Below are 14912 nucleotides of genomic sequence, written 5' to 3'. Positions count from 1 at the left end.
CGCTCACTCCCTGCCCGTTCCGGTGCCGACGGAGCTGGAGCGGCCCGTGTAGCAGGACACGAGCAACTCCGACGTCAGCACATCGGCCACCGGGCCGAAGCCCCGCTGAACCCGATTGAGCAGCACTGCACGCGTGCACGCCCGGCGGGCGAACTCGTGGTCGTGCGTGGAGATCAGCACCGTCCGACCACCCCGTGTCAGCTCCAGCAGCTCTGCCTCGATAATGTCCGCGCTCGGCTTATCAACGCCACTGAACGGCTCGTCGAGCAACAACACCCGCGGCTGCGCCGCGAGGGCGCGCGCGAGCAGGGTGCGCTGGCGCTGGCCACCGGACAGTTCCCCGAACAGGCGTCGCTCGTACCCGTCCAGCCCGACCCTGCCCAACGCCTCGCGCGCGGTGGCACGATCCCGGGTCCGGGGCCACAGCGCAGGCCCGGTCCGCTTCCCGACTCCCGTGAGCACGACACCCAGCACGCTGATGGGAAACTCCGGATCCACGCCGTCGGCTTGCGGCACATAGGCACAGCGTGATCGAGACAGGGTGGCGTTCTCACCGAGGATTCGGACGACCCCGGTGCTGTCGACAAGACCGAGAAGTCCTCGAAGCAGCGTGGACTTCCCTCCCCCGTTGGGACCGATCAACGCCAGCATGTCCCCGGAGCAGGCAGTGAACTCGACGCCCTCCAGCGCGGCCCGCCCGTCGTAGCTGAACGTGGCCGCACTCACCTCGACCGTCCGGTGGTCAGCGCCGTCCGTCATCGCAGGTTCGAAACGATTACGTCGGCGTTGTGCGTTTCGGTAGCGATGTAGTCGAGCCCAGGACCGTTGTTATCCGAGTACAGCGGGTCGGACACGATCTTGACATGAGCCTGTTCACCGACCGCACGCACCACGTCGGCGGGGATCGTGGCTTCGGTGAAGATCGCCTTCACCTTCGACTCCTGGAGCGTGCGAACGAAGTCGTCGATCTGCTTGCTCGACTGCTCAGCCTGGTCATCGAAACTGGGGATCACCGAACCGGCGAACTCGACACCATAGTGATCGCAGTAATATCCGAAGGCGCCGTGCGTCGTGACGATCTTGCGCTGGTCAGCCGGGATCGAGTCGAGGGCCCGACGAGTCTGCTGCTCCAGCTCGTCGAGCTTGGCCAAGTAAGCCGAGGCGTTCCGCTCGTAGAAATCCTTATTGGCAGGGTCCTGCTGCTCGACCGCTTGAGCGATGTTGCGAGTCATGACCTTGGCGTTGTCCGGGTCGTGCCAGATGTGCGGATCGTCTTCAACCTTGCCGTCCTTCACCCGCTTGCGCAGCTTGGCTCCCGCGGCAGCGTCCGCTTGAATCCCCTGGAAACCGGCCGAGGCCACCGCCTGGGGCAGCCATGCATCCGTGAGGCCCGCGCCGCCGTGCACCACGACATCCGCCTGCGCGATGTTGGTGACATCCGCAGGAGTGACCTCATGGTGATGCGGAGACTGATTCGGCTGCAGCAAGCCGACCACTTTCCCGCGATCCCCGAGCACCTGCTGCGCGAAATCCGCAGTCTGCGTCGTGCTGGCGACCACTACCGGCCCCTCATCCTGCGGCGCGGGCTGCGACGCCTGCGGCGAGCACCCGGATAAGCCGACCACGGCAGCCACCAAGGCTGCCGTTCCCCCACCGGCCATGTGCCTGAAGCCCATGTTCCACACACCTCCACTATTGAAAACCGTAACCATTTTACTTACGCCGGCACCGGACTGCGGGATGAGATGGCACACACTCAAATGACCGTTTTGGTCAATTCGCCCACTATCGTCGTTTAGTTCCTTTCGGGATACTTTTTGCTCACTGCCTGTCAGCGACGGAGCCGCTGAGCAGTGACCACCCGAGCAAAACGACCACCGGCAGATTCGCAGCGGCCCCCTCGCGAGGACAGCCATTTCGCCAGTGCAGGGAGCTACTGCCACCTGCACTTTCATGTAGCGCGAGGACGAACGGCCAGCAACAACAGTGAGCTTCACTTACGAAAGAGGCTGTCCCTAGACGGTGTCCGTAAATGCTCGGGAGCATGCTGGTTGACCTGTTGGTTTGCCCGTCATCCGGCGGGGGTGAGGTTGTGCAGGGCGGGCGATACCGAGATGGCGTGGTGAACGCCATGGCCCCTGAGGCGGCAATCGCGCAGGATCTTTCAGCTCTTCATGCGGGCGAAGGAGTGCTCGACGCGGGCGCGGACCGTGCGGCGGGAGGCGCTGTGGCCTTCTTCCCAGGCTGGCAGCACTTCGTTCTTGTGGCGGCGGTAGTGCGGGCCGGTGCCGCGGTAGCCGCCGGGGTGATGCCGACGGCGGCCCCGGCTCCCGCTTCCTCCCAAGCCGGGCAGTCGTTGCGGCCGCAGGGCAGCCGATTGCTGACGGCGACGACCAGATGAAAATCGGCATCGATGACGACCTGGTGATTGGTGGAACAGCCGTAGTTCTTGCTGGAGGCGGCCACGCTGCGGTCGCGGATGTGGACCAGCGTGCCATCCACGATGAGCACGGCGCCCTTGCGGAAGCACCGTCGGGGGCTGGAGGGCGAGGGCCGGCCGACGTTGTCGACGATCCGGTCGGCCGCCGACTTCGAAACACTGAAGAGCGGGGCGAGCTGGCGCAGGGTGAGGTTGGTGCGCCAGTACACGGCCACCAGTAACACCCGGTCCTCGACCGGCAGCGACCATGGCCGGCCCTTGCGGACCGGATCGGCACCCCCGAGCCGCAACGCGGTGATCAGCTTGGTGAACTGCCGCGGGCTCAGCCCGGTAAACGGGGCTATCCAGGACGGCTCCGACGTCATGATCACACCGGTCACGACAAGATCGCCTCACCCCTGAACAGCGGTTACGGGACAACCTTTAGCGACGGTCGATGCTAGTGATTATCGTCGGGCGGAGGTGTTGCGGCAGTGGCATGCCGATGAGCAGTCCGTCGGCCAGCCAATCACAGAGATCGGCCACGTCACCTGCTTCGTGAAGCGGGCCCGCCAGCACCGCTCCACCACTCGGTCGCCGTGCGACGTCGCACGGCTGTACAAGGACAAAAGGTCCCGCGCCCGGGCAAGCCGTGGCTCTGGTCGTGCGAGGGAATAGCGCGAACGGGCAGCTGCTCTGAACCAGCACCCCGTGCTCGCACTTCCGAACTGCTGACCGTAACGCCCCTAGCGGGTCCACACCCACAGCCGGGCAAGGCTTGACCCCACACGCCATCACCGTGAACCCCTCCGTGCGCTGCATCCCGCCATACTAACGAAAACGGTTACCGTTTTCATCTGATGGCCTTCGCGGCGGAGCCGACTCGGCACCTCGCAACGCTCGATGTTGCCGACGTACTGATGTCTGTCGTGGGTGTAGGTGATCAGGTGGACACCCGTCACCGATGCCAGCGTGGTGTGCCAGGATGAGCGGCGGTACTCGCGCATCACGGCCTGGGGTTCGCCCTCGGCTGAGCCGATCACGTCAAAGCGGCCGAGGCACCGCCTCGGAGTAACCGATCAGGATGTTCGCGAACGCATTCCCACGGATTCGTCTCGCCCCCGGTGGCCCAGCTCGGGCGTCAGCTGCCCGTCCCGAGCTGGCCGTAGCAGGCTGCGGCGCGCCCCCAAGCCCGCACCCGCAGCGGAAACGTCGCCGCGAGCTTCCAAAACGTGCCCACGGACGTGCCAGATGCTGACGATCTCTTGTAGGGCAACAGCGACCTAGCGCTGTGCGCCACCAGGTGTTTCTAGTCGGCCGTGAGCGTCCGACCCACCATTAAGGCTCACAGAACGATCTTGCTTAGCGCTTCGGATAATAAGAGGGCGTCTCGTTTGGATCTTGACCCGCCATCCGGGATGATCGCGTTGTCACGGCGGTTGGTTCCGGACGAGTTGTGGGAGCTGGTTGAGCCGTTGATTCCCGAGGTCAAGGACCGCCCACAGGGTGGCGGCAGGGCGCCGGCGGATGCTCGGATGGTGTTCACGGCGATCGTGTATGTGCTCACTAGTGGGTGTGCGTGGCCGTGGCTGCCACCGTCGTTCGGGGTCACGGTCCCGACCGCGCACCGGTGGTTCGTGCGCTGGACCGAGGAAGGGCTGTGGGCGCGGATCCATCACGCGGTGCTGGACGAATTAGGTGGCCAGGGCTTGATCGACTGGTCCCGAGCGGTAGTGGACGCCGCCCACGTGCGCGCCAAAAAAGGGGACCTATGACCGGCCCAAGCCCGGTCGACCGCGGCAAACCCGGTTCGAAACTCCACGTGCTCTCCGACGCCACCGGGTTGCCGATGGCCACCGGGATCTCGGCGGGCAACACCGCTGATGGCGAGGCGATGATCCCACTGGTCAACGCGATCCCGCCGATCCGCTCCCGACGCGGGCCGCGACGCCGCAAGCCCGCCAAGCTGCATGGCGACAAGGCCTACAACAGCCGCGAACGTCGCCGATGGTCGCGGGACAAGGGAATCCGACCCCGGCTGGCACGCAAGGACATCGAGTCCAAGGAACGTCTCGGCCGCCACCGGTGGGTCATCGAACGCTCCATGGCCTGGTTCACCGGCTACCGGCGCCTGACCCTGCGCTACGAACGCCGCGCCGACACCTTCAAAGCCTTCCTCGCCCTGGCAGCAGCCCTCGTCTGCTTCAAACGACTCCAACGCGCCAACCGAGACAAGCTCTGAATCACAGAAGCACGATCAACAACACCGCAAACCCAGACAACGATCACCACCAGCAACCATCGGTGGATCGAGGCTAAGAGCCCCTAACGCCACAACCACCCTTCCCCGCGAATCCAACACCGCGCGGGAACGCACGACGGTTCCGCGTCACCACAGCTGCACGCGCCCACTAGAAACCAGAGAACCCGCCCAAACAGCGCCACAACTTCAACGGGTCGCAGTAGCTGCTACCCACCGAAAGGGGCCAGCGAGCACACCGAACGTAGCCACACCCGCGCGAGGCCGCTGACCCGGTTGCGCCCCCTTCTGAGAGCGGGCACTGCTCGGCCCTGACGGACGGCCGATTCGCGCTGGTGTGGCGACCCCTTGTAGGGGCGGCGGGCACAATTTCCAGGACGCCCTCCAGCACGCGTCTTTCGCGTTGCGACCCCTGGTAGGGGTGGTCGGCACAGCCGCTGGCCAGCATCCACTGGCCCGAGGTGGTCACCGCCCTGTTGCGACCCCTGGTAAGGGCGGTAGGCACCCGCCTCTCCTACGGCCAGGCCCGCGCCCTCCTCGATGAGCACACCGCCGCCCACGGGCCGGGCACCGGCTGGGACCTGCACGAGTACCGCCACTCCGGCCTGACCGAACTCGGAGTGCAAGGTGCTTCCCTGCTGATGCTGATGGCGAAGTCGAGGCACAAGAAGCCGGAGAACGTCCCGCTACTTCAAGCCCTCCCACGAGGCGATCTCCGAGCTGACCAGCCTCCTCGCGCCCGGTGACACCCGGCGCTGAGCTGAATGGGCGCCCCGGCCCGGGGGCACGCCCCCTGGCCGGCACGGCGCCGTTCCAGTCCCGAAGCCCTTCGGCCAAGTGCTGCGCGAGTGCGCCGAGAACTGCGGCCCCTACAACATGGCGGCCAACCGCAGCCGTCCGTGGCTCTTCTCCGGCCGCTGTCCTGGACGGCGCATCCACTCGACCTACCTGATGAACTCGCTCGGAACCAGCAGCATCCCCTCGTCGGCAGCCGCATCACCGCACTCCGAGCTCTTGTCTCGGAGATGCCGCCCGCCATCCCCGCACAGGCTGTTGGCTACGCCGCTCAGTGCGCCGAACGACACGCCAAGGCGTCAGGCATGACATGGGCTAACTACGTCCCCACTCGCCGCGGGCCCGGTCGACTCACGACACCCTGATACGCAATGCCGTCAGCACCGATGGGAGGACTGCGCTCGGCTATGGGGTTCGGGGTTCAGATGAGCTGTCGTTCGGTCAGGCTGCGTCCAGTTGCCACGATCGCGTCGGAGATCGGTCGTAGCGGGTGTCCGAGGAGGGCTTCGGCCGGGGCACGGTCGAAGCGCTGCTTCTGGCCGATCAGCCATCTGTTGTCGCGCAGTTGGGGTTCGAACGTGCTGGCGAGCCAGCTGAGCCAGGTCGGCATGGACCGCTTGGGCAGCTTGTGGCTTGCCCGGGGAAGGCGTTCACGGAGCACTGCGGCCACCTCGATGAGCGACATCGGGTCCGTGGCGGTGATAGTGCGGCGGCCGGCGGCGCTTGTGGAGGTCATCGCGGCGATGTGGGCGTCGGCTACATCGCGCACGTCGACCCAGGGGAGCCGGAGATCGGGGATCATGGGGAGTGCGCCGGACATGATCTGCTGGATCGCGGTGATCGAGGTTCCGGGATCATCGGTCAGCAGCGGGCCGATCACCGCGCCGGGGTTGATGAGGGCGAGCCGGTCCTCAGCTCCGCGCTGTTGCGCGAGTTCCAGTGCGGCACGTTCGGCCTTGATCTTGGAGACGGTGTACGCGTTGAGGCTCGGGTCGTCCGGGTCGGTCCAGTCGGCATCGGTGTAGAGGTGCCCCTTGGGCGCGCGGGCGAACTGCATCGTCGCCAGCGCCGAGGTCATGACCACGCGCTCCGCGCCCGCGTCCAGGGCCGCGGTGACGGCCCGGGTTGTACCCGCGACGGCAGGACGGATCAGTTCGTCGGGGTCCTTCGGCTTCTCCAGCACGAACGGGGAAGCCACGTGCGCGACGTACCGGCACCCCTCTGCCGCCTCCGCCCATCCCCGGTCGGACGTCAGGTCGAGACGGCAGATCTCGAGATCTGCCGTGCCGGCGTCTGCGGCCGTCATCGCGGCATGCACCTCGGCGGTACGGGAAAGCGACCGCACCGAACCCCTTACCGCATACCCGCGCCGCAACAACTCGGCGGCAAGATGCCCGCCGATGAATCCTGAGACACCCGTGACCAGCACTCTGTCCGCCATGTGAACTCCTTCACCAGAATCTTGACAGTGAGCACTTTACGGAGCATCTACCCATTGTCAAGATGAGGGGATGGGTAAGGAACCGCTCGCCGGAGAGCATTACCACCATGGCAACCTGCGCGCCGCGCTGCTCGACAGCGCACTCACGGTCCTGACCGAGAAAGGCGTCCCCGGGTTCAGCATGCGCGAAGCCGCACGGCGCGCAGGGGTCTCACAGTCCGCCCCCAAACATCACTTCGGCGACGCACGCGGGCTCCTCGGCGCCCTGGCGACCCGCGCCTACCAACAGCTCTGCGACCAGCTGGAAGCACTCGACCTGACCGGGCTCAGCACCCCGGCACGCGTCCAACGCATCGCCGCCGAGTACGTCTCGTTCGCGGGCGAGAACCGAGCCCTGTTCGACCTGATGTGGCGGATCACCCAGTTCGACTACACCGCCCCCGAACTGGCCGAGCAGAAACACCGCGCCCTCACCGCCCTGCACCGCGCCCTACACGGCGAAGACGCCGAACCAGCACACGACACCGACCCCACACTCATCCCCAGCTACGCCGTCTGGTCCCTCGTCCACGGATACACCACCCTCGCTCTGGAAGGCGCGATCGACAGCACCAATCCGGACCCGCTCGGCAGCGACCTGCTCCCCGCGATGCTCACACTCCTCGACGTCCCGTAGACCGCGTCCGGGCCTCTATTGGCACGGACAGAGCCAGGTGCGGCACAGCCGGGACTCGATGCGTGGTAGGCCGCGCCTCTGATGAGCTCGCTGGCCCCAGCGGCAGGGCAGGAGGACGAAGCCGGAGATGCCCTTCGGGCGGCTGACAGGTTTGATCGTGAGGTTCAGCTGTTTCTTTGCCCGAAGAACCCCGGCGGCGGGACCGCGCAGACCGGTTTCCCGGCCCGCGCACAGTCCGCCGTAGCGAAGGGCTCACGCGCCGCCGGGAAGTGAAGCCCGCCCCACGCCTTCGGCGGCGGTGCGAGCACGGTTCACTCGTCGTCGGTGGCGTGCTTGTCCCGCAGGGGCCGCAGGCCGCCGGGCAGGTCGGGGAGCTGGAAGGAGTAGCGGCCGAGCACGTTGATGTGGTGGCGGACGAACGGCGAGAGGCGGGCGACGTCCTCGTCGCGGACATCGAATCCGTCCGCGCGGAGCTGGGTGACGGCGGCGTCCACGTACCGGGTGTTGAACAGCACGAGCGCGTTGAGGACCAGGCGCCGATCTGGTCCTCCATGCCGTTCTGGTAGCGCTGGTAGAGCTGCCCGGCCCGACCGTGGAAGATCTTTCGGGCGAGGGCGTGGCGGCCTTCCTGGAGGTTGGCCTGCACCTTGATCTGGCGGCGGTATCCGGGTTCGTCGGCCAGGCGCAGGATGTGCAGGGTCTTCACGATCCGCCCGTAGTGCGCGATCGCGTCACCGAGCGGGGTGGGGCGTCCGTCCCGGGAGAGCATCCGGATCACGTCGTAGGCGCGGACGGCTCCGGTGTGGATGGAGCCGATGATCCGCAGGATGTCCCCCCAGTGCCGCTCGATGCGGGCCAGGTCGACCCGGCCGCGGGCCAATTGACTTCACAGACCGGTAAACCTACCGTGGCGGAGGGAATGTTCACAGATCTATGAGGTGGGAGCGGGTTGGTGTCAGAGCAGAACGCGATGATCGAAGGCGCCCCGCCTGGCCTGCTCAGCCGACGTCAGGCACTGCGGCTGACCGGCGCCGGACTCTCGTTGATCGCGGCCTGCTACGGGCTGGCGCGATTTGCGTACGGATTGTTCGTGCCGGTCTTCCGCTCCGAGTTCGCCCTGGACGCCGGTACAGCCGGGGCGATCGCCTCTGGCTCCTACGTCGCTTACTGCATCGCGATCATCGCTTCCACGATCCTCACCCCGCGGTTCGGTGGACGCGCCGTCGCCACTGCAGCAGGAGTCATCGCGACTATCGGGGTACTCGTCGTCGCGGCCGCGCCGACGGCCGGTGTGCTGGCAGCCGGGGTACTCATCGCAGGGTCGAGTACGGGCGTGGCATCCCCACCTTTAGCGCATGCTGTCGCTCACACCGTGCAAGCGCCGATACGCGATCGGACGCAGACGGTGATCAATGCGGGTACTGGCGTCGGTGTCGCCGTCGCCGGTCCAATCGCGGTACTGACCCATGAGCACTGGCGGTCTGCCTGGGTCATGTTCGCGCTCGTCTGCGCTCTTGCCACCGTGTGGGCCTCGTTCACGATTTCTTCCGAGCCCGCGAAACGCTCTGGCGGAGGCGTCGGCGAGACCCTGATCCCGCGACCTTTCCTACCCGCTGGCAGTGCTCGGCTGCTCTCCGCTGTCGCGCTGATGGGAGCGGCGAGCTCCGCCGTGTGGACCTTCGGGCGCGACGTGCTGGTCACCACCGGAGGAATGAGTGAGTCCGGCTCGTCCACTGCATGGATCTTCCTCGGGGCCTTCGGTGTGCTCGGCGCCGCTACCGGCAACCTGGCCCACCGATTCGGCATCGGAACCAGCTGGATGGCGACCATGTTCGTCCTGGCCGCCGCGACGCCCCTGTTCACCGCGTATCCCGGCGTTGTGGCTGTCGCATGGTTGGCGTCGGCAGCTTTCGGCGCCGCTTACATCGCGTTGACCGGGCTGCTGTTGATCTGGGGAACCGAGGTCTACACCCAGGCTCCCGCAGCCGGCGTCGGGCTCGCCTTCTTGTTCATCGCCCTCGGCCAAGCCGTCGGCGCACGCGTGGTCGGAGCGCTCTCGGAGGAGGCCGGCCCGGTGACCGCATTCACGACCGCGGCCGTGATCGCTGTGCTCGGCGCGTTCATCCGCCCTGCTGCGCGGTCAGGACATCCCCGCAACTCACCGGTCAGTAGCACCGGCGCGGATCGATCAGCGGGACCCGTCCGATGACGTCGTTGCGGTTGCTGCCGTCAGCAGTCACCCGCAACTGCGTTCCGTGTGCGTCCGTCACCAGTAGGGCCTCGGATGGCGGGCCGGGCGGAGAAGCGGGCAAGGCAACTCGCGCCTGCTCGCCGCCGCATCGCCGATGACCGCAAAGACGGCCGGGAACCGGGCAGGGCCGGATGCACCCGTGTGCGGATCGCGGCGCGCGTCAGGAACCGCCGCACTCAGAGGAGGGGACTCCTGCGAGAGGGCTGCAGCAGCGGTCAGCTGCCCTCAGCCGTGGTGAGCCCGTGTCCGACCGCCTGATCGACCGCGGAAACGTAGTCCTCGGCCGCGATGGGCGCGCGCAAGAGTTCGGGAGTGAGCTCGAACGCGTCCACGAGCATCGCCGAGTGCGGCAGGAGCTGGTGGCAAAGCGAATCGATCTCACGAGGTAGTCGCTCCACCTGATCGGGTCGCACAACTCCCCGAGCGAGGTACCAGCCGCTGTCCCGGTCGATCTCGACGAGGCCGTAGATCTTCGACAGCAGTTCCAGCGCAGCACGGCTTTCCGCGATCCTGGCACTGTCCGCGGCAGCCACGAATCGCTGCAAGGCGAGTCGCGCGCCGCGGGTGCGAGCCATCGACATGGCCGTGTTCATGCTGTCGTTCCACCGGGCGTGCAGGCTCTGCCGCTCTTGATTTTGCGCGGACATGTCCTGCTGCGCTTCCTGGTGCAGGCTTTCCTCGCGGTACCGCAGCAATTCGAGGTGAACGTCGCGGTCGTGGAGGTCGGCGGACGCCGGTGGCCGGGGAACCGGCCTGCCGTGTCGGGCGGCCATCAACTGGCTGGCTACCGTGGCGAGCAGCGGTAGGTTGTCGCCCTCCGCGGTGACCACGCCTTGCGCCATCGGGATGTAGTCCGCGATTCGATTGATCGAGAACATGCCCTGTGCGCCGCACCGCTCCCGGCAGACGTGGAGAACCTCGGACATCTCCCAGCTCGACAGCACCTTCGCGATCGAGATCAACTGGTTGACCTCGGTGCGGTTTTCCCCGCGACAACCGAGGTACTCGCGTTTCACGTGGTTGAGCAGGAACGTCATCGCATAGACACGGGCCAGTGCGGTGAACAGCGCGGTCTGCTGGCTGCGGAACGCCATGATCGGCATTTCACCGTTCCCGGGGCCGGCCGTCAGGCGTTGCCACGAGTACCGGATCGCGATGCAGGTGCTGGCCCGCCCGGCCGAGACCAGCGCACCGCTCAAGCAGATCCGCCCCGGCGCCACCCTGTCCAGGACGCGCAGAACCTGCTTGCGCTTGTTCTTCACGATGCTGCGGAACTCGCCCTCTGGGGTGAGTTCACCCAGGTTCCCGGTCAGCAGGTTCCGGCGCGGGATGCGGACGTGCTCGAACCTGGTCACCCCGTTGTCGAGCGCGAAACCGGGCTTCTCCGGAAGCCGCTCGACGTGAACGCCCGGGCGCAGGCCGTCGTGGTCGGAGATGCGCACGATGAACGGGAAAACGCCACGGTCGACCCCGGATACCTCAAGCCGCGCCAGCACCACTGCCAGCTTGGGAATATCGGTGATTCCGGTGTTCGGCATGAACTTCTGCGCCCTGGCGTTCGGAGTGTTCAGCACGAACTCGCCATTCGCGTGGTCGTAGACCGCCACTGTCTCCAACGCCGCGATGTTGTTCCCATGACCGAGTTCGGTGGCGATCAGCAGGCCGACCGAGGACATGCCGCTGAGCTCTTCGAGGTAATCGTCGAGGTCGTCGCGCTCCGCGCCGTGCGCGAGAATGGTCCCCATGCACAGGTTGTAGTGGATGTTCAACACCGGAAGCACGGTGGTATCTGCCAGGCAGGACCACTCGCTGATCGCGAACATCCTCTCGGGGTCGGGCACCAGCTCGTCACCACGGCCCGCGCTGGCGTGCAGCCGGCGAGCCCGTTCGTAGGACAGCCGCCCCGCATCCAGGACCGACAATCCCGGTCGCGCATCGAACAGCGGGCGTTCCAGCTCAGTGCGCAGGTCTTCGTGCAGGCTCTCGAACTTTCCGTCAAAAATGAGCGCGACGAGCTCGTCGTGGGCAGCCGAACTGCGATTTTCGGTCTGCTCCCGTCGTTCCGCGGAGCGTGTCATGGGGTTCCTCCCCGTTCTCTCAAGCGCGGGCGAACGCGAGAACCGCGTTCTGCCCGCCGAATCCGAATGAATTGCTGAGCGCCACCCGGATGTCACCCGCCCTCGCCGCCCCTGCGACGAGATCGACGTCGACCCGCGGATCCGGATTCTCCAAATTGGCAGTAGGCGGAACGCACGCGTGCTGGAGCGCGAGCACGCTGTAGGCGGCTTCGATCGCGCCTGCCGCGCCGAGCGCATGCCCGGTCACGCCCTTGGTCGAGGTCACGGCGACGTCGTCCCCGATTACTCGCCGAATGGTCGCCGCTTCGGCGACGTCGTTGAGAGGCGTGGAAGTGCCGTGGGCGTTCACGTGCTGAACCTCTTCGGCTGTGAGATCGGCATCTCTCATCGCGGTCCGCAGCGCCTGCTCGGCGCCTGCGCCTTCCACATCCGGCGCGGTGATGTGATGGCCGTCGGCGGACGCTCCATAGCCGATGACGTGACCACGCGCCCGCGCCCCCCTGGCCTGGGCGTGGCGTTCGCCCTCAAGGACGAGCACGGCAGCACCTTCGGAGATGACGAAACCGTCGCGCGCCTCGTCGAACGGACGGGATGCCCCACCGGGATCGGAATTGTTCCTGGACAAGGCTCGCATCCGGTTGAAGGCGGCGACGAACAGCGGAGTCACTACCGCCTCGGTGCCACCGACGATCACGACGTCGGCCGCACCGGAACGGAGGAGGTCGCGGCCCGTGCCGATCGCGCTCGCCCCGGAGGCGCACGCCGTGCAGACCGTTAGATTCGGCCCACGGGCACCGAACTCGATCGCCAACCGGCCGGCGGCCATGTTGACGAGTCCCATCGGAAGGGTCAGGGCGGAGACCTTCGCGGCTCCCCGTTCGAGGAATCGGGTCTGCTGGGTCTCCATCGTCGAGCTGCCGCCGGCGCCGGACCCGAGAACGACGGCCACGCGCGAGCCGTCCCAACTCCCCGGGGAGAGCCGGGCATCTCGAATGGCTTCGTGGGCGGCTACGAGGGCGAGTTGCTGATGGCGATCGAGCTGCCAGGTGTTCTGCTCGCCAAGGCTCGCGGCGGGATCGAAGTCAGGCACTCGGCATGCGAACTTGACCGGGAGACCGTCGAGCTCCGGATCGATGGCTGCTGTCGGCCGACCGGACGTGACGCGTTCCCAGTTCGCTTCGACCCCGATGCCGGCGGGGGTGATCAACCCCAGCCCGGTGACCGCCGCGGCGAACCCAGGCATCAGGCGGCCACGCCTTTGCTCTTCAGCATCTCGGCCAGATCGGCCAACGTCGCCAACTTCTCCATTTCTTCGTCGGACACCTCGATTCCGAAGTTCTGCTCAAGAACTTCCCCGAGCTCGACCTGCGCCAACGAGTCCAATCCCAGGTCGTCGAACGACGCCTCGGGGATCACACCATCCGGATCGACCTCGAACCGACTGGCCAAAATTTCCCCGACACGACTGATCAGTTTTTCCACCACAATCTCCTCCTTCAATGGACCGGTTAAAATCAGAAGGGGCTCTTCGCCGGGATGTCCGGCCACACGAGCACCGTCGATCCCCACGAGAGTCCCGCACCGAACGCGGTGATCAACACCCGATCACCCGGCCTCAGCTCGCCCGTGGAGCAGGATTCCGCGAGAACGAGGGGGATGGAAGCGGCCAGAGCGTTACCGACCCGGTCGATGTTGGCGGGAACCCGGTCCTGCGCAATATTCAGACGCTGGGCGACCGACGTGAGAATTCGAATGTTCGCCTGGTGCCCCACGAAACGATCCACGTCCGCCACCGCCCAGCCGGCGCGGTCCAGCACTGTGTTCGCCGACGCCGTCATCCGCGCCAGCGCGTGTTGGAAGATGGCCCGCCCGGACATCGACAGGTACCAGTCCTCCGTCGGCACGTCCTGCTTGCCGAGCCCGGTTGATGCGCGCTGCCGGGAACCGCCTGCCGATACCGCGAGCAGATCGGCGTTCTCGCCATCGCTGCCCAGATCGAACGGGCCTATCGCGCCCTTTTCGCCGGGACTCCCGCGGCGCAGCACCACCGCGCCGGCGCCATCGCCGAAGATCGGCGCCGTCGTCCGATCCGCCGGGTTGACGAACGTGGAGAACGCTTCCGCACCGATGAAGAGCACCGTCTCGGCGATGTCGGCGGCGATGAGCCCCGCGCAGGTGGCAAGCCCGTACACGAAACCGCTGCAGGCGGAAGTCAGGTCGAAAGCGGCGACCCCACCCATGCCCAGCCTTGACGCCACCTCCGGCGCGCCCGCCGGACAGGTCCGATCAGGCGAGGTAGTGGCAACGACGACCGCGTCGACGAATCGCAGACCAGCCGACTTCAGCGCTCGTTCGCCGGCTTCGACCGCGAGGTCCACTGTCGCCGCCCCGCCGGAGACCTCGCGGCGCTCCCGAATCCCAGTGCGGCTTTCTATCCACTCCTCGGAAGTGTCCAGCCGCGAGCACAGGTCGCTGTTGGTCACCACCGACGGCGGCAGCCATGCCCCCAACCCCGCAATTACAGCACTCGCTGCCATCTTCCCAACTCCATCATCCCTGCGGCGTCTTCATTGCCGAAACGGCCAACAGAAGAAGACGAGCATCGCGCGACCGAAAGGAAACGGCCGACCGCATCCCGAGCCTTGCCGGGAAGCGCGCGCAGGCCGAATGCAAAGCCGTCCACCAGGATCGGCAGCCGTGCCCGAACCGCGTCGTTCAGCGACTTTTTACGGCAACGCCATCCGTCCGATTTCGGCACCAGCGCCGTTCGTCACCAAGGCGCGAAAACACGGCAATCACATCGACTGCTCGATGCGATCGACACGACTCGATCCCGCTTCGGCAACGCCGAGTTCGTTACCTTCAGTAGCCTCATTTTCAATGCAACAGGAGGCTACCCGAGGTCCACACGGGACGACAAGATCCCTCGCAGTGTGTTGGCCGACACACGGCTCTGGGCGCGCCGGGTGGAACGCATCAAATTCCCGACAAA

12 protein-coding genes and 2 pseudogenes are annotated in these 14912 nt (G+C 66.5%); 4 read left to right on the top strand and 10 right to left on the bottom strand.

Features of this window, described 5'->3' with window-relative positions:
• Positions 1-3 precede the first annotated feature (3 nt).
• The 3 genes and pseudogenes from LCD35_RS11900 to LCD35_RS11890 form a co-directional block, all read right to left on the bottom strand.
• A complete protein-coding gene (locus LCD35_RS11900) occupies positions 4-759 on the bottom strand; it encodes a metal ABC transporter ATP-binding protein (RefSeq protein ID WP_224966375.1) in 756 nt (251 codons plus the stop codon).
• Positions 756-1676, bottom strand: coding sequence for a metal ABC transporter substrate-binding protein (locus LCD35_RS11895; RefSeq protein ID WP_225044176.1), 921 nt, complete (start codon positions 1674-1676; stop codon positions 756-758). The genes LCD35_RS11900 and LCD35_RS11895 overlap by 4 nt, the downstream gene beginning before the upstream one ends.
• Positions 1677-2071: 395 nt before the next feature.
• Positions 2072-2820: pseudogene (locus LCD35_RS11890) on the bottom strand (transposase family protein).
• Positions 2821-3837: 1017 nt separating this feature from the next.
• Between LCD35_RS11890 and LCD35_RS11885 the strand changes: the two are divergent.
• Both LCD35_RS11885 and LCD35_RS11880 read left to right on the top strand, forming a co-directional pair.
• A protein-coding gene (locus tag LCD35_RS11885) for an IS5 family transposase (RefSeq protein WP_224966373.1) occupies positions 3838-4661 on the top strand; the annotation gives its coding sequence in 2 pieces (ribosomal slippage) (positions 3838-4183 and positions 4183-4661; 825 coding nt in all).
• 479 nt (positions 4662-5140) lie between these two features.
• Positions 5141-5425, top strand: a complete 285-nt coding sequence (locus tag LCD35_RS11880; protein WP_224977908.1) for a hypothetical protein — start codon at positions 5141-5143, stop codon at positions 5423-5425.
• A gap of 470 nt (positions 5426-5895) precedes the next feature.
• Here LCD35_RS11880 and LCD35_RS11875 read toward each other — a convergent pair whose 3' ends face one another.
• Entirely contained in the window at positions 5896-6915 is a 1020-nt protein-coding gene (locus tag LCD35_RS11875) for an NAD-dependent epimerase/dehydratase family protein (protein ID WP_224966371.1), read from the bottom strand.
• A 70-nt stretch (positions 6916-6985) separates the two neighbouring features.
• Here LCD35_RS11875 and LCD35_RS11870 point away from each other — a divergent pair, with 70 nt between their 5' ends.
• Positions 6986-7591 carry a TetR/AcrR family transcriptional regulator gene (locus LCD35_RS11870; RefSeq protein ID WP_224966370.1) on the top strand — a complete coding sequence of 202 codons (606 nt, stop codon included), beginning with the start codon at positions 6986-6988 and terminating at the stop codon, positions 7589-7591.
• Between the two features lie 311 nt (positions 7592-7902).
• On the opposite strand, the pseudogene LCD35_RS11865 reads toward LCD35_RS11870, so the two are convergent.
• Positions 7903-8471, bottom strand: a pseudogene (locus LCD35_RS11865) (Tn3 family transposase).
• Between the two features lie 72 nt (positions 8472-8543).
• Here LCD35_RS11865 and LCD35_RS11860 point away from each other — a divergent pair.
• Complete coding sequence (locus LCD35_RS11860; RefSeq protein WP_225044175.1) at positions 8544-9800, top strand: MFS transporter; 1257 nt, start codon at positions 8544-8546, stop codon at positions 9798-9800.
• A gap of 257 nt (positions 9801-10057) precedes the next feature.
• Here LCD35_RS11860 and LCD35_RS11855 read toward each other — a convergent pair whose 3' ends face one another.
• The 5 genes from LCD35_RS11855 to LCD35_RS11835 are packed head-to-tail and all read right to left on the bottom strand — an operon-like array spanning position 10058 to position 14678.
• The gene (locus LCD35_RS11855) at positions 10058-11920 is read right to left on the bottom strand and encodes an acyl-CoA dehydrogenase (protein WP_224966368.1); all 1863 of its coding nucleotides are present in this window, start codon (positions 11918-11920) and stop codon (positions 10058-10060) included.
• A 19-nt stretch (positions 11921-11939) separates the two neighbouring features.
• Positions 11940-13163 carry a beta-ketoacyl synthase gene (locus LCD35_RS11850; protein ID WP_224966367.1) on the bottom strand — a complete coding sequence of 408 codons (1224 nt, stop codon included), beginning with the start codon at positions 13161-13163 and terminating at the stop codon, positions 11940-11942.
• Positions 13163-13402 carry an acyl carrier protein gene (locus LCD35_RS11845; RefSeq protein WP_308012509.1) on the bottom strand — a complete coding sequence of 80 codons (240 nt, stop codon included), beginning with the start codon at positions 13400-13402 and terminating at the stop codon, positions 13163-13165. Before LCD35_RS11845 ends, LCD35_RS11850 begins: the two co-directional genes overlap by 1 nt.
• A gap of 32 nt (positions 13403-13434) precedes the next feature.
• Complete coding sequence (locus LCD35_RS11840) at positions 13435-14457, bottom strand: beta-ketoacyl-ACP synthase III (RefSeq protein WP_224966366.1); 1023 nt, start codon at positions 14455-14457, stop codon at positions 13435-13437.
• Positions 14439-14678, bottom strand: a complete 240-nt coding sequence (locus tag LCD35_RS11835) for a hypothetical protein (RefSeq protein WP_224966365.1) — start codon at positions 14676-14678, stop codon at positions 14439-14441. The genes LCD35_RS11840 and LCD35_RS11835 overlap by 19 nt, the downstream gene beginning before the upstream one ends.
• Positions 14679-14912 lie beyond the last annotated feature (234 nt).

The sequence above is a fragment of the Saccharopolyspora sp. 6V genome, assembly GCF_020176785.1.
GTDB classification, from domain to species: domain Bacteria; phylum Actinomycetota; class Actinomycetes; order Mycobacteriales; family Pseudonocardiaceae; genus Saccharopolyspora_C; species Saccharopolyspora_C gregorii.
Note: the sequence above shows the minus strand (reverse complement) of the source record. Positions and strands in the feature narration are given on the sequence as shown.

Coding starts and splice junctions, on each gene's coding strand:
- LCD35_RS11900 (WP_224966375.1), bottom strand. CDS start 759: ATGACGGACGGCGCTGACCACCGGACGGTCGAGGTGAGTGCGGCCACG.
- LCD35_RS11895 (WP_225044176.1), bottom strand. CDS start 1,676: ATGGGCTTCAGGCACATGGCCGGTGGGGGAACGGCAGCCTTGGTGGCT.
- LCD35_RS11875 (WP_224966371.1), bottom strand. CDS start 6,915: ATGGCGGACAGAGTGCTGGTCACGGGTGTCTCAGGATTCATCGGCGGG.
- LCD35_RS11870 (WP_224966370.1), top strand. CDS start 6,986: ATGGGTAAGGAACCGCTCGCCGGAGAGCATTACCACCATGGCAACCTG.
- LCD35_RS11855 (WP_224966368.1), bottom strand. CDS start 11,920: ATGACACGCTCCGCGGAACGACGGGAGCAGACCGAAAATCGCAGTTCG.
- LCD35_RS11850 (WP_224966367.1), bottom strand. CDS start 13,163: ATGCCTGGGTTCGCCGCGGCGGTCACCGGGCTGGGGTTGATCACCCCC.
- LCD35_RS11840 (WP_224966366.1), bottom strand. CDS start 14,457: ATGGCAGCGAGTGCTGTAATTGCGGGGTTGGGGGCATGGCTGCCGCCG.